Source organism: Glaciimonas sp. Gout2, assembly GCF_035018905.1.
Lineage (GTDB): Bacteria > Pseudomonadota > Gammaproteobacteria > Burkholderiales > Burkholderiaceae_D > Glaciimonas.
In genome coordinates this window covers 40164-62227 of record NZ_JASJXA010000021.1, presented here as the reverse complement: position 1 = coordinate 62227, position 22064 = coordinate 40164, and the positions used below count along the sequence as shown (strand labels likewise).

General features: G+C 49.5%; 19 protein-coding genes. 12 read left to right on the top strand and 7 right to left on the bottom strand.

The window, feature by feature from the left end; genetic code table 11:
• Nucleotides 1–53 precede the first annotated feature (53 nt).
• From gltX to apbC, 3 genes are all read right to left on the bottom strand, one after another.
• Nucleotides 54–1511 (bottom strand): glutamate--tRNA ligase, encoded by a 1458-nt coding sequence (gltX, locus tag QN379_RS14920; protein ID WP_322236622.1) that lies wholly within the window; start codon nucleotides 1509–1511, stop codon nucleotides 54–56.
• 139 nt (nucleotides 1512–1650) lie between these two features.
• On the bottom strand, nucleotides 1651–2019 hold the full coding sequence (locus tag QN379_RS14915) for a DUF4399 domain-containing protein (RefSeq protein ID WP_322240508.1): 369 nt from the start codon (nucleotides 2017–2019) through the stop codon (nucleotides 1651–1653).
• A 174-nt stretch (nucleotides 2020–2193) separates the two neighbouring features.
• Nucleotides 2194–3276: an iron-sulfur cluster carrier protein ApbC gene (apbC, locus tag QN379_RS14910; protein WP_322236621.1), complete on the bottom strand. Its 1083-nt coding sequence runs from the start codon at nucleotides 3274–3276 to the stop codon at nucleotides 2194–2196.
• Between the two features lie 209 nt (nucleotides 3277–3485).
• Here apbC and metG point away from each other — a divergent pair, with 209 nt between their 5' ends.
• The 4 genes from metG to panC all read left to right on the top strand — a co-directional run bounded on the left by metG (nucleotide 3486) and on the right by panC (nucleotide 7923).
• Complete coding sequence (metG, locus tag QN379_RS14905) at nucleotides 3486–5597, top strand: methionine--tRNA ligase (protein ID WP_323506983.1); 2112 nt, start codon at nucleotides 3486–3488, stop codon at nucleotides 5595–5597.
• Nucleotides 5598–5806: 209 nt separating this feature from the next.
• The gene (locus tag QN379_RS14900; protein WP_322236618.1) at nucleotides 5807–6016 is read left to right on the top strand and encodes a DUF3460 family protein; all 210 of its coding nucleotides are present in this window, start codon (nucleotides 5807–5809) and stop codon (nucleotides 6014–6016) included.
• 60 nt (nucleotides 6017–6076) lie between these two features.
• Complete coding sequence (locus QN379_RS14895; RefSeq protein ID WP_322236616.1) at nucleotides 6077–6928, top strand: ScpA family protein; 852 nt, start codon at nucleotides 6077–6079, stop codon at nucleotides 6926–6928.
• Nucleotides 6929–7083: 155 nt separating this feature from the next.
• The gene (gene panC, locus QN379_RS14890; RefSeq protein WP_322236614.1) at nucleotides 7084–7923 is read left to right on the top strand and encodes a pantoate--beta-alanine ligase; all 840 of its coding nucleotides are present in this window, start codon (nucleotides 7084–7086) and stop codon (nucleotides 7921–7923) included.
• A 179-nt stretch (nucleotides 7924–8102) separates the two neighbouring features.
• Here the strand turns inward: panC and QN379_RS14885 are convergent, their stop codons facing one another.
• Nucleotides 8103–9281, bottom strand: coding sequence for an ABC transporter substrate-binding protein (locus QN379_RS14885; RefSeq protein WP_322236613.1), 1179 nt, complete (start codon nucleotides 9279–9281; stop codon nucleotides 8103–8105).
• Between the two features lie 370 nt (nucleotides 9282–9651).
• On the opposite strand from QN379_RS14885, the gene QN379_RS14880 reads away from it, so the two are divergent.
• Nucleotides 9652–11898 (top strand): mechanosensitive ion channel family protein, encoded by a 2247-nt coding sequence (locus QN379_RS14880; protein WP_323506982.1) that lies wholly within the window; start codon nucleotides 9652–9654, stop codon nucleotides 11896–11898.
• A 30-nt stretch (nucleotides 11899–11928) separates the two neighbouring features.
• On the opposite strand, the gene QN379_RS14875 is transcribed toward QN379_RS14880, so the two are convergent.
• A complete protein-coding gene (locus tag QN379_RS14875; RefSeq protein WP_322236609.1) occupies nucleotides 11929–12585 on the bottom strand; it encodes a class I SAM-dependent methyltransferase in 657 nt (218 codons plus the stop codon).
• Nucleotides 12578–13921 carry a chloride channel protein gene (locus tag QN379_RS14870; RefSeq protein ID WP_323506981.1) on the bottom strand — a complete coding sequence of 448 codons (1344 nt, stop codon included), beginning with the start codon at nucleotides 13919–13921 and terminating at the stop codon, nucleotides 12578–12580. The genes QN379_RS14875 and QN379_RS14870 overlap by 8 nt, the downstream gene beginning before the upstream one ends.
• A 290-nt stretch (nucleotides 13922–14211) precedes the next feature.
• Here QN379_RS14870 and QN379_RS14865 point away from each other — a divergent pair, with 290 nt between their 5' ends.
• From QN379_RS14865 to QN379_RS14855, 3 genes are all read left to right on the top strand, one after another.
• Nucleotides 14212–15807 (top strand): MFS transporter, encoded by a 1596-nt coding sequence (locus QN379_RS14865; RefSeq protein WP_323506980.1) that lies wholly within the window; start codon nucleotides 14212–14214, stop codon nucleotides 15805–15807.
• Nucleotides 15808–16046: 239 nt separating this feature from the next.
• Nucleotides 16047–16169, top strand: a complete 123-nt coding sequence (locus QN379_RS14860) for a hypothetical protein (protein WP_323506979.1) — start codon at nucleotides 16047–16049, stop codon at nucleotides 16167–16169.
• 78 nt (nucleotides 16170–16247) lie between these two features.
• The gene (locus tag QN379_RS14855) at nucleotides 16248–16706 is read left to right on the top strand and encodes a hypothetical protein (RefSeq protein WP_323506978.1); all 459 of its coding nucleotides are present in this window, start codon (nucleotides 16248–16250) and stop codon (nucleotides 16704–16706) included.
• Between the two features lie 255 nt (nucleotides 16707–16961).
• Here the strand turns inward: QN379_RS14855 and QN379_RS14850 are convergent, their stop codons facing one another.
• Nucleotides 16962–17903, bottom strand: a complete 942-nt coding sequence (locus QN379_RS14850) for a CysB family HTH-type transcriptional regulator (protein ID WP_322236599.1) — start codon at nucleotides 17901–17903, stop codon at nucleotides 16962–16964.
• Between the two features lie 278 nt (nucleotides 17904–18181).
• On the opposite strand from QN379_RS14850, the gene QN379_RS14845 reads away from it, so the two are divergent.
• The 4 genes from QN379_RS14845 (at nucleotide 18182) to QN379_RS14830 (ending at nucleotide 21980) form a co-directional block, all read left to right on the top strand.
• Nucleotides 18182–18955 carry a sulfite exporter TauE/SafE family protein gene (locus QN379_RS14845; protein WP_322236597.1) on the top strand — a complete coding sequence of 258 codons (774 nt, stop codon included), beginning with the start codon at nucleotides 18182–18184 and terminating at the stop codon, nucleotides 18953–18955.
• 64 nt (nucleotides 18956–19019) lie between these two features.
• On the top strand, nucleotides 19020–20714 hold the full coding sequence (locus QN379_RS14840; protein ID WP_322236596.1) for a nitrite/sulfite reductase: 1695 nt from the start codon (nucleotides 19020–19022) through the stop codon (nucleotides 20712–20714).
• Nucleotides 20707–21243: a DUF934 domain-containing protein gene (locus QN379_RS14835; protein WP_322236594.1), complete on the top strand. Its 537-nt coding sequence runs from the start codon at nucleotides 20707–20709 to the stop codon at nucleotides 21241–21243. The genes QN379_RS14840 and QN379_RS14835 overlap by 8 nt, the downstream gene beginning before the upstream one ends.
• A gap of 5 nt (nucleotides 21244–21248) precedes the next feature.
• On the top strand, nucleotides 21249–21980 hold the full coding sequence (locus QN379_RS14830) for a phosphoadenylyl-sulfate reductase (RefSeq protein ID WP_323506977.1): 732 nt from the start codon (nucleotides 21249–21251) through the stop codon (nucleotides 21978–21980).
• Nucleotides 21981–22064 lie beyond the last annotated feature (84 nt).

Genomic DNA, 22064 nt, shown 5'->3' with positions numbered 1-22064 from the left:
GCGAAATTATAGCAAAGTAATGACCTCCCTGACAATCCCGTTTTGAAGATTTATCAAAGATATTTCTGTAGGCGGTTTAATACAGTTTCGCGACCAAACAATTCCAGCACCAAATCGATCGCCGGTGTCTGTAACTGACCGGTCAGCATCAAGCGCATTGGCATCGCAATTTGAGGCATTTTCAGCGCATGCGCTGCCAACACTTCCTTAATCATCGGGGCCAATGCCGCTTTATTCCACTCAACCGTTTTGCAGCGCTCAGCGAAATCGGCCAGTGCTGGCTTAATAGTCGCTGCGACAGCGTTGAAATGCTGGTCAAGTAATGCTGCATCTGGCGCAGGCTGACGATAAAACAGCATCGCAGCCGTGGCTATCTCATGCGTGGTGTTGGCGCGCTCTTTCATCAGGCCGATGACTTTTGCCAGATCCGGTGCTTTGAATAACCCGTCAGCGCTATCTGAGAAATCGGCACCATTTTTTTCCATCAATGGCCGTACCAATTCAGCCAAGCGGTTATTGTCTGCTAACTTAATGTAGTGATTGTTCACCCAAGCCAGCTTTTCCGGATTGAACTGTGCTGGCGATTTCGATAGATGATCCAAGTCGAACCACTCACAAAACTGCGCAATCGAGAACACTTCTTCGTTACCATGGCTCCAACCCAGACGCGCCAGATAATTCAGCATCGCCTCCGGCAGATAACCTTGCGCCGGATAATCCATCACGCTCACGGCGCCATGGCGCTTAGAGAGCTTTTCGCCATCCGCGCCAAGAATCATCGGCACGTGACCGTACAAAGGCAAAGTCGCGCCGAGTGCTTTCAAAATATTAATTTGGCGCGGTGTGTTATTTACATGGTCGTCACCACGGATGACATGCGTAATCTTCATATCCCAGTCATCAACTACCACGCAAAAATTGTAAGTCGGCGTGCCATCAGGCCGAGCGATAACGAGGTCATCCATCTCACGATTGGAAATGGTAATCGTGCCTTTGATGACATCATCCCAACTCACGTCACCATCCAGAGGATTTTTGAAGCGCACGACCGGCGTACGATCAGCAGGAATCGCAGGCAAAGTCTTGCCCGGTTCCGGGCGCCAGGTTCCGTCGTAGCGCGGCTTCTCACCCGCAGCGCGCATTTTTTCGCGCATGGCTTCGACTTCTTCAGGCGACGAATAGCAATAGTAGACGCTGCCGTCAGCCAGCATTTGTGCAATCACTTCACGATAACGGTCCATGCGCTGCATCTGAAAAAAGGGACCTTCGTCGTGCTCAAGACCAAGCCATTGCATCCCTTCGATGATGGCCTCCACCGCTTCCGGCGTTGAACGCTCAAGATCGGTATCTTCGACGCGCAATACAAACGTACCGCCAAAGTGACGAGCGTAAGCCCAGGAAAACAATGCTGTGCGCGCACCACCCAAATGCAAATAGCCGGTTGGACTTGGCGCAAATCGGGTGCGAACAGGAGATAAAGGAGGAGTTACTGCTGAAGTAGTGGCGGTCATGATAAATAAAAACGGCCTTGGATTGCCAAAGCCGCTATCAATGAAAACCACATTTTACCGCGTTGCACCGGCAGAGGGAACATCTGCGCCGATTGCGCCCTTGATCACTTGCTGTGCTAGTCCGGGCAACGCAAAGGGTTTATTTAACGGTGACGTTAATTGTTTTGCTTAATTCGGGACCATACGACTGATGTAAGCCGTTACCGAGTTGCATCGTCAAACTGTACTTGCCCGGTGGCAGAGTAACCATCGTCTCAGTCTGGCCCTTGCCAAAATGCAGATGCTGCGCATCAGCAGGAATTACCTCTCCCGCCTTAATTGGCCCTTGGTTGATCAATAGATGATGATGCCCTGTACTTGGCGTCATATCACCCGCTGGTTTAATCTCCATTCCCGTGACACTAAACTTGACAGGGAAGGGGCTGGTGAGCACTGCACCATCGGCGGGTGACACAAAATTAACAGACGCAGCGTGTGCCATTTGCGGCATAAAACCTGCGGCCAACATCGAAACGCTAAAAAGTACGGTAAATAATCGTGATTTCATCGTATGACCCTTTTTCAATGAGAACGAACGGCTCGTTAAGCGAGCCAGCCAATTGGAACCAGCCAAAGGATCATAGCATCTGAGCGTGTCAGCCAGTCCAATTGACCTGACACGCTCTGCGTTACCATACTGCGATCAATCGTTCTTGATCACAATTGTCGGAAACTTGCTCGACATATCTTTAGCCTTCTCCGCCACCTTGATTGCCACCTTCCGCGCAATCTCTTTGTAGATATGCGCTATCGGCCCATCGGGCTCTGCAATCACTGTCGGCTTGCCAGAGTCCGTCTGCTCACGAATCGACATCGTCAGCGGCAGCGCACCCAGAAAATCAACACCGTATTCGCTGCACATTTTTTCGCCACCTCCAGCCCCAAAGATGGCTTCAGCATGACCGCAATTTGAGCAGATATGCGTACTCATATTCTCTACAATACCGAGAATTGGAACGCCGACTTTTTCAAACATTTTCAAGCCCTTGCGCGCATCCAGCAACGCAATGTCTTGCGGAGTTGTAACGATGACTGCGCCGGTGACCGGAACTTTTTGTGACAACGTTAATTGAATATCACCAGTTCCCGGCGGCATATCAACAATCAGATAATCCAGATCGCGCCAGTTGGTTTGGTCCAGCAACTGTTGTAGCGCTTGGGTGACGATCGGACCACGCCACACCATCGGCTCATCCTGATCCACCATAAAACCGATGCTGGAAACCTGTAAGCCGTGATTCTCCATCGGCTCCATCGTTTTGCCGTCCTTGGTTTCAGGGCGACCACTGATACCCATCATCATCGGCAGCGACGGACCATAAATATCCGCATCCAAAATACCGACTTGTGCACCCTCCGCGGCCAAGGCCAACGCGAGGTTTACCGCTGTTGTTGATTTGCCGACGCCGCCTTTGCCCGAAGCGACGGCGATGATGTTCTTGACGTTAGACATCAACTTGATACCACGCTGCACCGAATGCGCTTGAATTTTTGAGTAGACATTCGCACTGACATTGCCCGCGATACCGCTAAGCGCAGCAATTGCGGCACTACGAATCAAACTAAATTGACTTTTCGCTGGATAACCCAGTTCGACATCAAACGCAACATTCGCGCCGTCTAACTGAATATTTTTTATACATTTGCTGGAAATCAAATCCTTGCCGGTGTTAGGGTCAATAACATTGGACAATGCGGTCTTAACCGCTTCAATCGTGACGCTCATTATTTCTCCTCTATATGATTGCGCCAAGTCTAAACTAAATCGTCTGATCGGCGCAGATCAGATACCAAAATCGGACAGAAAACTCGGTCACACTAAAGTTTTCCAAATAACAACAATGGCACACCGGAAGGTGTAACGATGCCCTACTTTGCACGAGATAGGCGCTGGCACTGCTAAAATCACTGTTTTACTTAAACCAGCATCGCTAAATGAGCACCAATTTGAGCACTTCACCTTTGCAACCTCCGCGCAAGCTATTCGTTACGACCGCCCTGCCCTACGCCAACGGCGCATTCCACATCGGCCACATCATGGAATACATCCAGGCCGATATCTGGGTACGGTTCCAACGAATGCTGGGCAATGAGGTACATTTTGTCGGTGCCGACGATGCCCATGGCGCACCAATCATGATCGCCGCTGAAAAAGCCGGGATCACGCCGCAACAATTTGTCGCCAATATTGCGGCCGGTCGCAAAGAGTATCTGGACGGGTTCCATATCGCGTTTGACAATTGGCATTCGACTGACGGCCCTGAAAATCACGCCTTGTCGCAAGAAATCTATCGCAGCCTGCGCGACGATGCCGAACTGGTCACAACCAAGACCATCGAACAATTTTTCGATCCGGTCAAAAATATGTTCTTGCCGGACCGCTACATTAAGGGCGAGTGTCCAAAATGCGGCACCAAAGACCAATACGGCGACTCTTGCGAAAATTGCAGCGCCGTGTATGCGCCCACCGATCTAAAGAATCCGTACTCCACATTGTCGGGCGCCACCCCGATCATGAAATCGTCAGAACATTTCTTCTTCAAACTGTCAGATCAACGTTGCGTAGACTTCTTGCGCCAATGGGCGCTCGAAGACAATCGTCTGCAACCTGAAGTCGCCAACAAGGCCAAAGAATGGTTAGAGGGCGACGGTGGTCTGGGTGACTGGGACATCAGCCGCGATGCGCCGTACTTTGGTATTGAAATTCCTGATGCACCGGGCAAGTATTTTTATGTCTGGCTGGACGCGCCAATTGGCTATCTGGCATCACTCAAAAATTATTTCGACAAAACCGGTCGTGACTTTGATGCCTTCATGGCTGATCCTAGCACTGAGCAATACCACTTTATTGGTAAAGACATTACATATTTCCACACGTTGTTCTGGCCAGCAATGCTCAAGTTTGCCGGGCGCAAAGTGCCGAATAACATCTTCGTGCACGGTTTTATCACTGTTAGCGGTGAAAAGATGTCGAAGTCCCGTGGCACGGGTATCTCGCCATTGCGCTATCTCGACATCGGCATGAACCCAGAGTGGTTGCGTTATTACATCGCTGCCAAATTGAGCGCCAAAGTCGAAGACGTTGATTTTAATCCAGATGATTTTGTTGCCCGGGTGAACTCTGATTTGATTGGCAAATACATCAATATCGCCAGTCGTGCAGCTGGTTTCATTGCCAAAAAATTCGATGGTAAGGTCAGCACGCTTTGGGCCACCGATGGCGATCCGTTTCTGGCAAATCTCCGCGCCGTTTCCGCCGATATCAAAAACCTGTATGAAGGACGCGAATACGGCAAAGCACTCCGCGCCATCATGGATCAGGCCGATATCATCAACGCCTACGTCGACGTTAATAAGCCTTGGGAACTAGCCAAAGACCCGAGCAAGTCAGCCGCCTTGCATGAAGTCTGCAGCCGCCTTCTCGAAGCGTTCCGAATATTGACGATCTATTTAAAGCCCGTCTTGCCGGTACTAGCGAAGCAAGTCGAAGCCTTCTTGCAGATCGCGCCGTTGCAGTGGGGTGATATTAATTTGCCGATTGGTAATGGTCACCAAATTAATGCCTACACGCATTTGATGACTCGGGTTGAGCCTAAAATGCTGGAAGCTTTGTTCGAACCGCCAGAAGGCAAAGAGGATGGACTCGCCATTGAAGCGGCTCCAGTTACTGGCGCGGAAGATAACGTGGCTATCGAAGAACTGGCACCGGAAATCAAAATTGATGACTTCACTAAAATCGATTTACGAATTGCTAAAATAGTTAACTGTGAGCACGTTGAAGGATCCGACAAACTGTTGCGACTAACACTTGACGTCGGTGAAGGTCGCTTACGGAATGTATTCTCTGGCATCAAGTCCGTTTATAAGCCAGAGGAATTGGTTGGCAAGATGACCGTCATGGTTGCCAATCTTGCACCGCGCAAAATGAAATTCGGCATATCCGAAGGCATGGTATTAGCGGCTTCAGCGGCGGATGAAAAAGCCAATCCAGGTATTTATATTCTCACTCCGTGGCCAGGCGCTGCGCCGGGAATGCGGATTCGCTAATAACCTATAAATAGCAGTAAATGTGACGGCCAGCCTATTCGTAAAGAGTCGCTGGTCGACATTGGTTTTTTTGATTCTACTTCCGTAACAAATAATAGAACAATAGAAAAGTTATCCATAAAGCAACTATCGATTCATCACTGCAAGAAATGACATAAAATAGCGCTTAACTTTTATGTGCTTCTAAATAAGTAAAACAGGTAAATATAATGAAATTTTCCAAGCAATTTTCTGGATACCAGTCCGAAATCACCCAGTTCATCAGCGAACTGAAGGTAAAGAACCCTGCATTGGAACAAGAACAACTGGCCGGTCGGGCACTTTTATGGGACAAAACACCTATCGATCTTGATAGTCAACTGCGCTCAAATGACTCCCGCGTTCCACAACAGCCCTACGTTTATCAAAACGAGCACTAATATTGCGACGGCTTTCTCCCGCAAACATAAGACGATTAACAGCGGTGTCAAAAGATCACTATGACGCAGAATTCGTCAGACGCCGCTGAAATCACCGTTGAGGGACAGCCAGACTCGACACCGAACGTAGTCGACGGTGTCGCGTTTGCACGTCTGTATGGCGAACCGCTATTTCGCATGCCGAGCGATTTATACATTCCACCGGATGCGCTGGAAGTCTTTCTCGAAGCATTCGAAGGGCCGCTTGATCTGTTGCTCTACTTAATCCGCAAGCAAAACTTCAATATTCTTGATATTCCGATGGCGCAAGTTACATTGCAATATCTGGAATACGTTGATCAGATTCGTATTACTAACCTTGAACTAGCCGCTGAATATCTGCTCATGGCGGCGATGCTGATTGAAATTAAATCGCGGATGTTGTTGCCTTCCAGAAAAACCGACAGCGAAGAGGCAGAAGATCCTCGGGCAGAGTTAGTGCGTCGCTTGCTGGAATACGAGCAAATGAAATTAGCGGCACGTGAAATCAACGAGCTGCCGCAATTGGGGCGTGATTTTGTCCGCACCCAAATTTATATTGAACAAAGCATCGTCACACGCTGGCCAGAAGTCGCTGTCATCGACCTGCAATCCGCCTGGGCCGATGTCATCAAACGCGCCAAACTTACACAACATCACATCATTAGTCGCGAAGAACTATCAGTCCGCGAACACATGACGGGTATTTTACGACGTTTGCAGTCCGCCAGATTCGTCGAATTTGCCGAGTTGTTCGATCCCGCACGCGGCGTCCCCGTACTAGTCGTGAATTTCATCGCCCTGCTGGAACTTGCCAAAGAAACATTGATCGAAATCACGCAAGCCGAACCCTTTGCACCGATCTACGTGCGTCTGGCTTATTCCCCGTCCTGATGATGACTCTTTTACTTCGGCCGATTCTTAAAGCGTGATTCCGCAGCGCGATCGGCGACGAAAAACTCCCAAATAAATTAACCAAACATTTTTTATACCGTGTTATACCGCTGCAGTCCGTTGCTGTATTCGACTTTTATCACCTGATCAATTTCATGAAAATTATTTCCTCTATCGAAGAATTGCGTGACCACATGCGCGGCCAGCTACGTACAGCCTTCGTGCCAACTATGGGCAACTTGCATGATGGCCATCTATCACTGATGCGGCTGGCCAAACGTCACGGCGATCCTATTGTGGCGTCGATTTTTGTCAACCGTCTGCAATTTGGGCCCAATGAAGACTTCGATAAATATCCGCGTACTTTTGCCGCAGACGTGGCAAAACTGGAGAAGGAAGGCGTATACGTCCTGTTTGCACCAACGGAAAAAGATCTTTATCCAGAACCACAGGAATTTCGCATTAGTCCACCGGACGATCTCGGCAATACACTAGAGGGCGAATTCCGTCCCGGCTTTTTTGCCGGCGTCACCACCGTAGTAATGAAGCTATTTTCATGCGTTCAACCGCGCGTGGCGGTCTTCGGCAAGAAAGATTATCAGCAATTAATGATCATTCGGAACATGGCAAAACAGTTTGCGCTACCTACCGACATCATCGCTGCAGAAACCTTTCGGGCTGACGATGGCTTGGCGCTCTCTTCCCGCAATATGTATTTATCTGCGGAGGACCGTGCTGAAGCGCCGAATTTGTTCAAGATGCTGACGCAAGTGGCGGAAGGTGTCCGTAGCGGTCAGAAAACGATCGACGCGCTGGAACAAGATGCAATCGCTCAACTCCGTGAAGCTGGCTGGCAGCCCGATTACATTTCAGTTCGTAAGCGGAGCAACCTGCAACCAGCATCGGCCAGCGAAGTAGCAAAGGGCGAACCACTGGTTGTTTTGGCCGCAGCAAAAATAGGCATCACGCGGCTGATCGACAATCTGGAAATTTAATTGGCGTGAGGGATAGACCAATCCGGTGCAATAGTTCTGACATTGCACCGATTTTACAAAGAAAACATCAGGCAACGTCCACTAAGTAAATAATCCTGCATTTAATGTTGTGCTACATTGCTCGATCATTAAGTTAATATTTTAATAAAAATTGGATCATCGGCTCCACAACACATCCCTCATCCTCCGTAAGCATAAGTGAATTTATTTCCCACAATACGCCCCATCACTCGGGAGCGCTGATCAAGACCAACGTGATCGATAGGGCTCATGTTGATCACACCTTGCGGAACGGTCAGATTGTGCGTTTGCTCCAACGCATCACGGAGCGCAGCTCGAAATTGTTTAGTACCGGGTTTGGCTTTGGTCAATGCTTGCGGTATCGCGTTCGCAATTAACATATACGCGCCCCAAGCATCGGCGGCAAACTGGGTCATGGTATCTGGACCATACGCCGCTTCATAGCGAGTCGTAAAGTCTAATGCTGTCTTCTTGACGGGATTGCTATTCGGCAATTGTCTGGCGACCACCGCGGGTCCGGTTGGGAAAAAAGTCCCCTCAACATCCTTGCCACCGACTCTTAGAAAATCAAGCGTAGCAATACCGTGAGTCTGATAGATGCGTCCTTTATAGCCACGATCGACCAACGTTCTTTGTGGCAACACTGCAGGCGTGGCCGCTGCCGCAATCAACACTGCATCAGGCTGGGCCGACATAATTTTAAGTGTCTGTCCAACGACACTCGTATCAGTCCGATTGTAACGCTCACTGGCAACAATCTTTATCTTCCGCAGCTCTGCCAGCCTTGAAAATTCACGCCACCAACTATCGCCGTAAGCATCCGCAAATCCGATAAAAGCGACTGTCTTAATGTGATTGTCGGCCATGTGCTGTGTCAGTATCGTCGCCATATGCGAGTCATTTTGTGGCATTTTGAACGCCCACGCCCGCTTGGCATCCAGAGGCGAAACTATTGACGCGGACGCCGCCAATGCAATCATCGGCGTTTCGCCCTCAGCGATGACATCCAGCAAAGCTAACGCATTCGGCGTGGTATTCGGGCCAACGATCAAATCAACTTTATCTTCGCTAATGAGTTTATGCGCATTACGTACCGCGTTACTCGGATCGGAACCATCATCGAGAATAATGTACTCGACGCGTTGCCCGCCAATCTGCTTTGGCCACAATAGGACGGTGTTTTTAGTGGGCGCACCTATCGCAGCCGCTGGGCCCGTCAAGGCGAGATCGACGCCGATTTTTATCTGCGCGAAGGCAATCTGAGTGAATAAAGAAAAACACAGAAAAACAATACCGGTGCAACCATGTTGCAACCCAAGTGTGTCGATTTTTTTCATATAGCCATTAACCAAAAGAAAACGAAAGGAAACCATCCAAAACCCGTACAAAGCCCATATCAATCGACCACAGTGCAGTTTGCCTGAAGTTTCCATATTGCTCAGCTTATTGCGTGATGCAATCTACTTGACATATGACGATCCCAATATAATTAATTGTTAAACAATAATTTTAGATTGGAAGTGCACTGAAATTCGCCATAATATTTTTATAAGAAATAGTTGAAAGAGCCATCATAGGAACCAGAACCAAGTCAAACGGTAACGCAAAAACACAACGACGACGTTAAACGGCATAACGCATGCGTTGCGTTGCCGTCGCTGCGGTAAGATCACTTCTTTATGTTTTTTTTACGTCATTATGCCTACTATGAGCTCCACTCGACTTGGCGCGCTGGCGCTGTCCTCTGCGCAGTTGCTGCTCATCATTTGCTTGTTATTGCATATCGTCCCAGCCTGGTCGGCTTCAGATAGCAAGGTAGTACCTGCCACTTCGACGACGACAACAACCACAACAACGACCACGCCAGCATCGAATGCAGCGGCTGCCACATCATCGTCCACACTCAATGCATTAGCTAAAACATTACAAGCAAATCCCGCTGCTACTGCTTTAGTGGCTGCACTTCAGCAAGCGGAACAGCAAACCAAAGCACCGATACCGGCTGAAAAGGGATTGATCGGATTAATTTCTGACAGCCTTGATGCCGTCCAGACAAACTACGGCAATGTTGCCGCACCACAAAAATATTGGAAGCTGCAGTTTGCCCGCGCAGCCGATGAACTCTCGACCCTCTTTTCACGACAAAAGGGCGAAACACCGCTTTACGTATTGGTGCATTTCGTCGAAATGCTGGCTTTGTTTGGTTTTGTTGTTTTCACTCTTCAGTACTTAGGCAAGCGCGTGCGTGAGCACTTCGACATGCAGGAAACACTCTCCACCGATCCTGGAATCAAAGAATTACTGATCTATATCTTGCGTCATATCATGCCGTTGGTACTGGCTCTTCTGGTAGAGATCGCTGTCGTCTTGAGCTTACCGGCGGCGCTTGGTCGCGCACTTGCCACACTTTTGCTGTACACCATGATTGGCGCAAGCGTATTCAGAGCAGTGTGCGCGATCATTTTTTCACTTTCCTACAGCGGTCATCGCAATGTCGCCATCCACATTTTGTATCGACGCGCCTGGAGATTGTTGTACTTCATTGGCTTCGCTGGCTGGTTTGGCGACGCGATCAACAATCCCAAACTGTACTCAATTATCGGTGGTGCACTATCCAGTTTGGTAGCGACGTCAGCCAACCTGATTGCTGCTATTTTATGTGTGGTTTTTGCGCTGCGCTTTCGACGCCCAATCGCCCACTTGATCCGTAACCGATCCTTAGAAGTGCGTAGCACCCACCGCGCACGTATGGAAACATTGGAAATTGTGGCGTCCTTGTGGCACTACCCAATCTTGCTTTTAGCAGGCGGCGTGAGTCTCGCTACAGTATTCGGTCCCGCCAGCAGCGGCGCGGCGCTAGATCACGCGCTCAGCAGTGCCGCGTTATTGGTTGGTATGTTTTTTATCGGCACTCTGCTAAAGCGAATTGGCCGCGGAAAAAAACGGACATCACTGCGTCGGCAATCTCCTTACATTCTGCGTTTAAAAGCAGCCATTTTCAGTTTGCTGCAAATTGTAATGTGGATTGGTTTTATAGAATTACTCACCAGAATTTGGGATCGTTCGTTGCTAGACTATGCCAACACGACCCAAATTGGCCATTTGATTCTCGCCGCAGTGGGCAAGATCGGGCTGACGTTAGCCATGGCATGGCTTGCGTGGATATTATTGGACACGGCAATTCAGGAAGCAATTACACCAAGCCGCAGCGGGCGCTACGGCCGCAACCCAAGTATACGTATGCGCACCATCTTGCCGCTCCTACGCAATGCTTCGCTGCTGATCATCTTGACCGCGACGGTCATCACCACACTGGCAAATCTGGGCCTGAATGTCACCCCGCTTTTGGCGTCGGCAGGCGTGGTCGGCCTTGCCATCGGATTTGGCTCCCAATCACTGGTAAAAGATGTCATTACCGGGATTTTTATTCTGATCGAAGACTCGATGTCGGTCGGTGATTGGGTTGACGTAGGAAACGGCCATATCGGAACGGTGGAGCATTTATCCATTCGCACCGTACGTTTACGCGACGGCAGCGGATCGGTGCATAGCGTGCCATTTTCACAAATTCTTGCCGTAAAAAACGATTCGAGAGAATACGCTTATGCAGCGCTAAAATTACACGTAACCCTGGAGTCAAGCATCGTAGATGCGCTTAACCTGATGCAGGAAACCGGCAACGAGATGATGAACGACCTGCATTTGCGCCGTTTGCTACTGGCCCCCATCGACATCTATGGCCTGAACGGTTTTGACCTGCATGGTGCCATTTTGACGGGTGCCTTCCGCACCAGACCTCAAGCGCAATGGGAGGTTGGTCGCGCTTTTAACCTGCGCATCAAAGCAAAAATTGACGCGACAACCACAGTCACATTTGCCAATGAATGGGCAAATTTTCCAGCCCCCGCAGCTCCGCCCGAAAATCAAGAAGCGTTAATTCAACCTATTGCTTGATGAGAGTAGTTGCCGACGATCTAAAAAAGTTTATTTCAACCGGCAATTCAACAACCAATAATGCTCTAACCTCAAAATACGCAAATCCCGCGTATCAGACGCCAACCGCTTGCGCAAATTACTGTCACTAGGAAAATTCTTCAAAATCTCATAGCGGTCGCCATGTGGTGCGCCCGGCAAGCGGCGATGCTGAAAAGTATTTCCCAGCAAGTCGGTACGCGCAATCGTCGTACTACTACCTTCCACATAGCTATTGTCCAACATCACCATCAACGTGTTCGATCCAATCTTTTCGCGCAAATGCAGCAAAAACCTGTTTTGATCTTCACGCGCAATATGCGACCACAGAAACCCAAAAAACACCGCCGTGTACGTGCGATCCAGCTGAAGGTCAAAGGCATCGGCTATCGCAAAGCGAACCTTATCTGCGGGAAACTCTTTGGCCTGCGCCAGCTTCATGACTTCCGGATTGATATCGGTAGCAGTAACCGATTTTGCCGAAGCAGCAAGCTCTTTAGTCCAAAAGCCGGTTCCGCAGCCTAATTCCAATACATCGTGACCTTCCAGCAATTCTTGCACGCGCACTTGCAGCGTTAACAGTTCATCCTCGCGCTCTGGACGGGTATAAATTTCTTCGTAAGTTTCGGCACGTTTGGCGTAATACTCCGCCATATCTTTTTTAAGCATTTTCTGACTTTCTTAAATCCGGTGAAACAATCTGCGACGCACATGACAGCCGGTATCGCTCTGACAGTGCATCATAAAGTGGAGGCGCAAAAAACCGTGATATCCGGCTGGCGATCAGTGCCGTTGCCATCAATGAAATCACTAAAGCGTGGCCGTTAATCATTTCCATCACGATCACGAAAGCAGTAATCGGCGACTGCGTCACTGCCGCCAGATATCCCACCATCGCCAAAGCGATCAACATCTGCAACGACGTATTATCGAATAACAGATGCAATAAATTACCGAAACCGGCACCGATAGACAACGATGGCGCAAAAATGCCGCCCGGGATGCCTGGTAAATAAGAACCAACCATCGATGCCATCTTCAAAAAGGGATATAACACGGGCAAATGACCGCCGGCCAGCAAACTTTGCGCTTCCACATAACCGCTTCCAAAGGTTGCGCCAGCGGCAACGACACCAATGAGCGCTACTATCAATCCGCATAAAGCGCCGAAAACAACGGGGCGATCACGACGTAAAACTTGCACTTTTTTCGGTATCCAACGCTCAGTGTTGAGTAACAACCAACAAAAAATACCACCAGCAATACCCGTCACAATGCCTGTTACAACGACCGCCAACGCAAGCATATTAGTCAGACCGCCAGCAATCTGGATCGTACCGAAATAAGTGTAGTTCCCATTTAAACCGAGTGCCACGACACCGGCAAAAATAATCACAGTAATCACCACGCCACTGGCGCGATGCTCAAAACTGCGCGTCAATTCTTCAATCGCAAACACGATTCCTGCCAAGGGCGTGTTAAATGCAGCAGACAGACCGGCAGCCGCACCCGCCAATATCAGACGTCGCTCAAGCGCGGCACTGGCGCGTGGATAAAGGCGTCGCAAATTGAACATGAGCGCCGCACCAACTTGCACCGTCGGGCCTTCCCGACCAATAGTAAAACCGCCCAGGATCGCTAAAAATGAAATACCGATTTTGCCAAACAACAGTTTGATCGACAGTAACGACAGTCCACGCTGCGTGGTGTCTTCTTCCAACGTCGCGATTACCTGGGGAATCCCGCTTCCCTCCGCGCCGGGAAAAAACCGCCGTGTCAGCCACACACAAAGTGCACCGGCCAATGGCGTAATAATGATCGGGAGCAAAAAATGGGCTTGCTGGAGCGTGCGAAAAATGCCAAACCCGGCATCTATCAGGCGCGCATACAATACCGCGACCAACCCTACCAATACCGCTCCAAGCCATAAAATGCCGTATTTACGCCAAACTCGTCGTAAATGGCGCTGCGTTTGACCAGATATATTCGATGGAAGCAGGTTCATTTAATTGGGTGCAAAGGCGGCATTATAAATTAATGTAGTGCGGGTATCGTCATATGGACGTTATTCCATGCAGTTTGATCGATTAACGAGGCATTTTTTGTTACTTTGACATCAAAAATGCTGGAGTGAATGGTTTTTAGCGGAAACTCGAGAACCGGCGTATCATGATGAATATACAAATAAATCCCGCTGTTGCCACTAACTAAGTGATTTACCTGCATTAACGTGGCTTTTTTCCGCAACGTGAATGCAGTGAATAACATTCAGTAGCCTCATCAAACTCTACTTCAATGGCCCTTCATTCTGCCGCCGCTCACTCAAGCGACCAAATACTTCCTTTTCGTGAATCACTGTTGGCGATGCTAGGTATTGCATTTGTCATCATGCTGGTCGGGTTAGACTCTACCATCGTCGGCACAGCCCTTCCGACTATCGTCGCTGAACTAAAAGGTTTTGATTTATACGCTTGGGTTGCGACCTCTTACTTGCTCACTTCTGTCATCACAGTTCCTATTTTCGGACGCCTGGGTGACTATTATGGACGCAAGCCTTTTGTGATTGTCTCCATCATATTATTCACGGGTGCCTCAATTTTATGTGGCCTCGCCGACAGTATGCTCTGGCTGGTAATCGGACGTGGCGTCCAGGGAATCGGCGGCGGCATGCTGGTTGGTACCGCTTTTGCCTGTATTCCCGACTTATTCCCCGGCGCTCACACCCGCTTGCGCTGGCAAGTCATGATGAGTACCGCGTTCGGTATTTCGACAGCGGTTGGACCATCATTAGGTGGTTTTTTGACCCAATACTGGGGCTGGCGCTGGGTATTCTTTGTGAATTTCCCGGTCGGATTACTGTCACTATTTTTCGTCTGGAAATACCTTCCGCACTTGCGGCACTCTGATCCTGACGCCAAAATTCGACTTGACTGGCCCGGCGCACTTCTTATCACAGCCGCGCTAGGCTGCTTGCAACTATTTGTGGAAATGCTACCGAAGCAAGGTCTGTCGCTCGGCATGTTGACGTTGTTAGTCGCAAGCATTGCGTCCTTTTACGCGCTATGGAAATGGGAGCATCATGCGCCGCAGCCTATACTGCCCTTTGATCTGCTATTCCACCCAAAACTTGCGACTTTATTTCTACTCTCACTGCTGAGCGGCTTTTCCATGTTTTCGTTAATGTTTTTTGCACCGCTGTTATACCAAGGCGGTTTCGGCCTACCTCCGCAAGAGGCTGGTCTTCTGATCACTCCCTTAGTGGCCTTCATAATGGTTGGCAGTATTGCTAACGGCCGTATTATTACGCGGATCAAAAATCCGATCGTTATGCTGTATATCGGCTTTATCTTGTTAGCACTGTCCTGTTTCGGCGTCGTCATATCGAACCGCTGGACCTCACACAATGTTATCGCAAGCTTCATGCTGATGGGCGGTCTCGGTCTCGGCTTTATTTTGCCTAATCTGACTGTTTTTATTCAACAAGAGGCAGGCCGTGAGCATCTTGGAATCGCTACCGCGCTGATGCAATCGCTCCGTATGATCGGCAGCATGATCGGAACTGCGATTATTGGCACCTTGATTAATCACATGTACGCCAGCAGTGTTCAGCAAGCGTTAGAGAGTGATAATGCAGGGAAATGGCTTCCGAGTTTTGCCGATCCCCAAATTCTGATCAGCCATGAAACGCAAACATTGGTGTTAAAGCAATTGGCTGACGCAGGGCATAACGGACAACTTCTGTTAGAAGCCGCGCGCGATGGCCTGATTGGCTCCATTCACATGGGCGTCGGTCTCGCTGTGATTGTGACGGTCATCGGTGTCGGCCTCGTACGTCGGGTGCCAAAGGTATCGTTAAATGCACAGTCACCAGCGACTATTGTAAGTGAATAACAACTTGTCGCTACGCACTCACTTAACATGAATTACCAGGAGATGACTTCCAGGGTCGGTCTCCTCCTTCGCTTCTGCACTGCACCTTCGTAATTCTTCGTTTTTTACGCAAAACTTCCTCCACCTCCCATCAAATCCGCGCCTAACATGCGCTTACAAATCACACACCTTGGTTGCACCTTCACAGGTTAACGAGTGGCATCCTGATTATCTGGAAATTTAATTAGGAAGGATGGAAAATGAAAAAGCTCATTCAACTCGTGGTACTAGGCACAATTCTCAGCTCAGTGTTATCTGGCTGCATCATCGTTCCAGCCCATCGCGGCTATTACGATCGCCCATATGCTGCGTACCGCTATTAATCCCCCTTATCTTTTACAGCGCGTCCAACCGATGCGCTGCTTTACCACCACCCTACTTCAACTAACCGGACAAACCCTATGAAACTTAGCCATAAACTCGTTCTCTCCATGATTGCCATGTCTGGGGTGATGGCGACCCTCGCCCATGCTGACGAGCCAGGGCGGCATGCTTCTTACATCCATGCACTGCAAGACCTCGATACCGCCAATTGGTTAATCGCCCATCGCGGCGGCGACAATTGGGTAATGGGTCACAACGAGCAAGTTGCCCTAACTGAAATCAACGCCGCCAAAAATCTGGTCGTTCAATCAGGGCGAGATGTTGGAAAAGATTTTCAGAGCGCGCAACGCCCCGACATCCATAGAGACCATAACGGTCGCCTGCATGATGCAGTTGAAGCCTTAAGCAAGGCGCGTCAGGACGTGAGCCAAGAAGAGGACGATCCGCGCATTCGCGGTATGCAGCACGAAGCGGTAAGACATATTGACATTGCCTTGCATGCGACTAAAGATGCAATCAGGGATGCAGGCTATTGACTATTAATGCTGGATTAACGCCAGATACTCTTTAAAACGACAACCTTAGACGCAGCCGCAAACGCGGTTTGCCGTAATTCACATAGCTGGATTTTGTGCAGTGTCTCTTCGATAAGGCGTGTGCCGGGTATTTATCCTGCCGACCTTGGTCAGCGCACAACGCCGCATCGAAGGAGGCCGTTTTAACAACTGCCTATCGAACTCGCCGCAAAGCAGACTCGCTCGGACTTTTTGTTCAATCCCAAACGGGCAAGGCTACAACTCGTACATGTCTTTTTCACCACTCATTACTTGCTCGATGAGTTTTCTGTTCATCGTCGGTGCCAGCAATTCAATGAACGTGTAGACGTAACTACGCAGGTAAGCACCTTGCTTGACGGCTGCACGCGATACATTCGTACCAAACAGATGACCAACTTTGATCGCGCGAAGGCCGGTATCTCGCTCCGAATCAAATGCCATTCCGGCAATAATTCCCACACCCATTCCCAGCTCAACATAAGTTTTAATGACATCGGCATCAATCGCCTCCAGCAAAACGTCTGGCTTCAGATTCCGTAGCGAAAACGCATGATCGATTTTGCTGCGGCCTGCGAATGCGCTGTCATAGGTAATCAAAGGATAGGCGGCGATTTCTTCGAGCGTAAGCGACTTTGACTGCAACAAAGGATGATCGGGCGGCACCACAACCATATGTTCCCATTGATAACATGGCAAGGTAATTAATCCCTCCGCGTTAGCGATGGCCTCAGTTGCCAAGGCCAGATCAGCCTGATCATTGCGTACCATGTCGGCAACTTGCTTTGGATTTCCTTGCAACAAAGACAATCTCACCTTCGGAAATTTTAGCGTAAATGCTTGTACTACTTTAGGCAGCGAGTAACGCGCCTGGGTATGCGTGGTGGCAATCGTAAAACTGCCGCTATCATGGGCGGCATACTCTTGACCGATGCGTTTTAGCCCTTCGATCTCCTGCATGATGGCCTCGACCGACTTCAAGACCTGGCGCCCAGGCTCGGTCAGACCACGTATGCGCTTGCCGTGGCGGGTAAAAATATCGACGCCAAGCTCTTCCTCTAATTCAATGATTGCCTTCGACACGCCGGGCTGAGACGTATATAAAGCCTTCGCAGCTTCGGTCAGGTTAAAGTTTTGTCGGACCGCCTCGCGCACAAAGCGAAACTGATGGAGATTCATAGGCCTGCCCTTTTTTTTTCTAGCGCTGTGATTAAAACGTGATGTCGTATTGTCTATTAAGACTTTCGCAAAATTTCCCAGCAACAGGCTTGCCAACTCTCCCGATATAGACAGACGCCTATATAGTTAAGAGAATAACAAGCTGGCTACCTAGGCGACCTCGCATAATCCCACATCATTTTTCTATATACCAAATACGCATATAAGCAAATAAATACTCTGTAGTTGGTAATAAAGAAGAAGTTTATTACGATTCAGACTGTTTCGTACGAGGCTTTATGACTCTTTCTTATGTAGTAAGCGGCTTTGCCGTCGGATTATTGGTTGGATTGACCGGAGTCGGAGGTGGTTCTCTGATGACGCCACTCCTCACGCTGCTTTTCGGCATCCACCCAAGCGTGGCCGTGGGGACCGATCTGGCGTTCGCTTCTGCCACCAAGGTCGCTGGCACATTTGCCCATCGCTACAGTGGCAATGTCCGTTGGGATATTGTCCGCCATTTATGTTTAGGCGCACTGCCGGCGGCAGTTATTACTGCCCTCGCCTTAAAATATTTCGGCACGGTCAGCCCTGAAATGGGCCAAATTATTCGTTATTCAATTGCCGGATCGGTGTTTCTAACTGTCATCGCCTTGCTATTTAAAGGTAAACTGCAAAACTGGTTAAATGCGCATCCTGAAAAACAACTTCAGGGCGCAAAGTTGACGGCTGCCACGATTGTTGCGGGATTAGTACTTGGTACGTTAGTCACAATATCATCAATTGGCGCTGGTGCCGTTGGCGCTACCTTACTAGTTTTGTTGTATCCTCGCCTGACGCCCGCTGAAGTCGCCGGTACCGATATCGCCTACGCGGTGCCACTCACTGCGATTGCCGCGGCCGGACATTGGTGGTTAGGGTCGATTGACTGGGCATTATTAAGCGCCCTGTTACTCGGTTCTCTTCCAGGTATTACACTGGGGTCGTTGGCCGCACGCAAAGTACCAGAGAAAATTTTACGTGCTTTATTAGCAGTGACGCTTACTAGCGTAGCAATTAAATTGGTTTTTTAGAAACCGTTTTTTAGAAATCTTAAATACGAGACGTGGTCACGGCCACACAGATTAGGAATAAAAGATGTATCGCTACGACGAATACGATCACCAGATTGTCAAAGAACGCATTGCCCAATATCGCGGTCAGGTAGAACGCCGCCTGTCCGATGAATTGGCCGAAGATGAGTTCCGCATCTTGCGTCTCCAAAACGGTTTGTACATGCAACGCCACGCCTACATGCTGCGGGTTGCCGTTCCTTATGGTCTGCTGGCTTCAGCGCAAGTGCGTAAGTTTGCTTATATCGCCCGCAAGTATGATCGCGGTTATGGCCATTTCACAACGCGTCAAAACATTCAGTACAACTGGATCAAGCTGGAAGAATCCCCAGACATTCTGGCGGACCTGGCAACGGTAGAAATGCACGCTATCCAGACTTCCGGTAACTGTATCCGTAATATTACGTCGGATGAATTAGCTGGCGTAGCCGCCGATGAAGTGATTGATCCACGTCCTTACGCAGAAATTCTGCGTGAGTGGAGCACGTTCCATCCAGAATTTGCGTATCTGCCGCGTAAGTTTAAATTTGCGATCAATGGCTCGGAAGAAGACCGTGCAGCAACTGCCGTGCATGACATCGGATTGACCATGGTCAAAGATGCGTCCGGCGAAGTCGGCTTTAAAGTCATGGTCGGCGGCGGCATGGGTCGTACACCGATTATCGGCAGCGTGATCCGCGAATACTTACCTTGGCAACATGCTTTGACCTACATGGAAGCAATCCTGCGCGTCTATAACCAACACGGTCGTCGCGACAATATTTACAAAGCCCGTATCAAAATTTTAGTCAAGGCCATTGGACCGCAAGAGTTTGCGCGTCAGGTCGAAGCTGAATGGCTGGACATCAAAGATGGTCCGGGTACGCTGACGGTCGAAGAATTGCAACGCGTCGCACAATATTTCACGGCACCGGCCTACGAAACATTGCCAGCCACCGATGCAGAATTTGAAGCATTGAAAGCTAGCGACAAAGCTTTTGGTAACTGGCTAAAACGCAACGTCAAAGCGCACAAAGTGAGCGGCTACGCTGCGGTCATTCTGTCATTGAAGAAAACTGGCGTACCACCCGGCGACATCACCGCAGACCAGCTTGACTTTGTTGCCGATCTGTCTGACCGCTACAGTTTCGGCGAAGTGCGCGTGACGCACGAACAAAATCTGGTGCTGGCGGACGTCAAGATTTCAGAGTTATTCACATTCTGGCAAGCCGTGAAGGCGCAAGGGCTGGCAACGCCAAATATTGGCTTGCTGACCGATATCATTTGCTGCCCTGGCGGTGATTTTTGCTCGCTGGCGAACGCGAAATCGATTCCGATTGCACAAGCGATTGCTGAGAAATTCGACAATATCGACTTTCAACATGACATCGGTGAGATTGAATTAAACATCTCAGGTTGCATTAACGCCTGCGGTCATCATCACGTCGGCAATATCGGTATTTTAGGTGTCGATAAAGATGGCGCAGAATGGTACCAAGTCTCGATCGGTGGTGCGCAAGGTAACAGCACCAGCATTGGTAAAATCATCGGCCCTTCGTTCTCGGCACATCAAATGCCGACCGTGATTGAGCGTCTGCTCAGCGTGTATGTCAAACAGCGCACCGAAGATGAACGCTTTATTGACACGGTACAACGCCTTGGCGTCGCACCGTTCAAAGAATACGTCTATGCCACACCGATCAAAGCCGCACAACCGACTGGGGAGGACGCTTGTGTCTGAGTCTGCTATCAACATTATTAAGAACCGTAGCGTCGTCGCCGATGACTGGACCGTCCTCCGTTTAGCGGTCGACGATACTGCAGAGACGGTTGAAATACCATCTGGCAAAGTCATCGTTCCTTTGACTGTATGGCAAGCACAACGTGCAACGCTGGAAGGCCGCTCGCAATTAGGCGTCTGGCTTAGCAGCAATGCGCGTCCTGAAGCATTGAAAGACGACCTCGCACATTTTGAATTGATCGCCGTTGACTTCCCAATCTTTACAGATGGTCGCGGTTACTCAATCGCCTTCAATCTGCGTACCCGTTATGGTTACGAAGGTGAGCTACGCGCTATCGGTGACGTCTTGCGTGACCAACTATTTTATATGTCACGCGTTGGCTTCGATGCATATGCAGTGCGGCCCGACAAGAACATCAATGATGCGCTAAAAGGCCTGACCGATTTTTCGGAAAAATATCAAGCCTCGTGGGACGAAAAAACCCCTTTGTTCCGTCGTGTAAAACGCCAGCCAGTGGTGCAAGGATAACCATCATGCCGACTACCGCACCAACTATCTCTTTGCCTGATCTGATTGCCGCTACTAAAGCGACGTTGGAAAAAATCGCCAGCGAATATACGCCGGCAGTATTTGCCTCGAGCCTCGCAGCGGAAGACATGGTGCTGACCGATCTGATCTTGCGCAGCAAACTGGACATCGGCATTTTTACGCTTGAAACAGGGCGACTACATGCCGAAACTTTAGGCATGCTGGACCGGATCAAGGAAACCTACGACTACACAGTCACGCCGTTTCGTCCACAAACTGAAGTGGTTGCCGCCTACGTTGAACAAAACGGTTTGAATGCGTTTTATGATAGCGTAGACATGCGTAAGGAATGCTGCCGCATACGCAAGATTGAACCGTTGAATCGGGCACTGTCGGGCAATAAATCCTGGGTGACCGGACAACGTCGCGCACAGTCACAAACCCGCGCCGAACTGCACGTCCAAGAGCAGGACGACGCCCATGCGATGACCAAGTTCAATCCGTTGGCAGACTGGTCCGAGGAAGATGTCTGGGAATATATTCGCAGCAACAATGTGCCGTATAACCCGCTGCACGACAAGGGTTACCCGTCGATTGGCTGTGAGCCATGTACACGCGCCATCCAGCCCGGTGAAGATGTTCGCGCCGGTCGTTGGTGGTGGGAAAATCCAGACTCCAAAGAATGTGGTTTGCATGTAGTCGATGGAAAGCTGATCCGGATTAAATCCATAGCTTAAGTCCAAAGAACTTGCAAAGACCTTATTTAAGCCTCAGTTAATACCCAAGCTAATACCTAAGTTAATACCTAAGAGATAACACAC

What these genes read in the sequence shown, in the direction of transcription:
- QN379_RS14865 (WP_323506980.1), top strand. Translation starts at nt 14,212, where the DNA reads ATGGCCCTTCATTCTGCCGCCGCTCACTCAAGCGACCAAATACTTCCT.
- QN379_RS14870 (WP_323506981.1), bottom strand. Translation starts at nt 13,921, where the DNA reads ATGAACCTGCTTCCATCGAATATATCTGGTCAAACGCAGCGCCATTTA.
- QN379_RS14830 (WP_323506977.1), top strand. Translation starts at nt 21,249, where the DNA reads ATGCCGACTACCGCACCAACTATCTCTTTGCCTGATCTGATTGCCGCT.
- panC (WP_322236614.1), top strand. Translation starts at nt 7,084, where the DNA reads ATGAAAATTATTTCCTCTATCGAAGAATTGCGTGACCACATGCGCGGC.
- metG (WP_323506983.1), top strand. Translation starts at nt 3,486, where the DNA reads ATGAGCACCAATTTGAGCACTTCACCTTTGCAACCTCCGCGCAAGCTA.
- apbC (WP_322236621.1), bottom strand. Translation starts at nt 3,276, where the DNA reads ATGAGCGTCACGATTGAAGCGGTTAAGACCGCATTGTCCAATGTTATT.
- QN379_RS14855 (WP_323506978.1), top strand. Translation starts at nt 16,248, where the DNA reads ATGAAACTTAGCCATAAACTCGTTCTCTCCATGATTGCCATGTCTGGG.
- gltX (WP_322236622.1), bottom strand. Translation starts at nt 1,511, where the DNA reads ATGACCGCCACTACTTCAGCAGTAACTCCTCCTTTATCTCCTGTTCGC.
- QN379_RS14915 (WP_322240508.1), bottom strand. Translation starts at nt 2,019, where the DNA reads ATGTTGGCCGCAGGTTTTATGCCGCAAATGGCACACGCTGCGTCTGTT.
- QN379_RS14885 (WP_322236613.1), bottom strand. Translation starts at nt 9,281, where the DNA reads ATGAAAAAAATCGACACACTTGGGTTGCAACATGGTTGCACCGGTATT.
- QN379_RS14845 (WP_322236597.1), top strand. Translation starts at nt 18,182, where the DNA reads ATGACTCTTTCTTATGTAGTAAGCGGCTTTGCCGTCGGATTATTGGTT.
- QN379_RS14895 (WP_322236616.1), top strand. Translation starts at nt 6,077, where the DNA reads ATGACGCAGAATTCGTCAGACGCCGCTGAAATCACCGTTGAGGGACAG.
- QN379_RS14875 (WP_322236609.1), bottom strand. Translation starts at nt 12,585, where the DNA reads ATGCTTAAAAAAGATATGGCGGAGTATTACGCCAAACGTGCCGAAACT.
- QN379_RS14900 (WP_322236618.1), top strand. Translation starts at nt 5,807, where the DNA reads ATGAAATTTTCCAAGCAATTTTCTGGATACCAGTCCGAAATCACCCAG.
- QN379_RS14850 (WP_322236599.1), bottom strand. Translation starts at nt 17,903, where the DNA reads ATGAATCTCCATCAGTTTCGCTTTGTGCGCGAGGCGGTCCGACAAAAC.
- QN379_RS14840 (WP_322236596.1), top strand. Translation starts at nt 19,020, where the DNA reads ATGTATCGCTACGACGAATACGATCACCAGATTGTCAAAGAACGCATT.
- QN379_RS14860 (WP_323506979.1), top strand. Translation starts at nt 16,047, where the DNA reads ATGAAAAAGCTCATTCAACTCGTGGTACTAGGCACAATTCTCAGCTCA.
- QN379_RS14880 (WP_323506982.1), top strand. Translation starts at nt 9,652, where the DNA reads ATGAGCTCCACTCGACTTGGCGCGCTGGCGCTGTCCTCTGCGCAGTTG.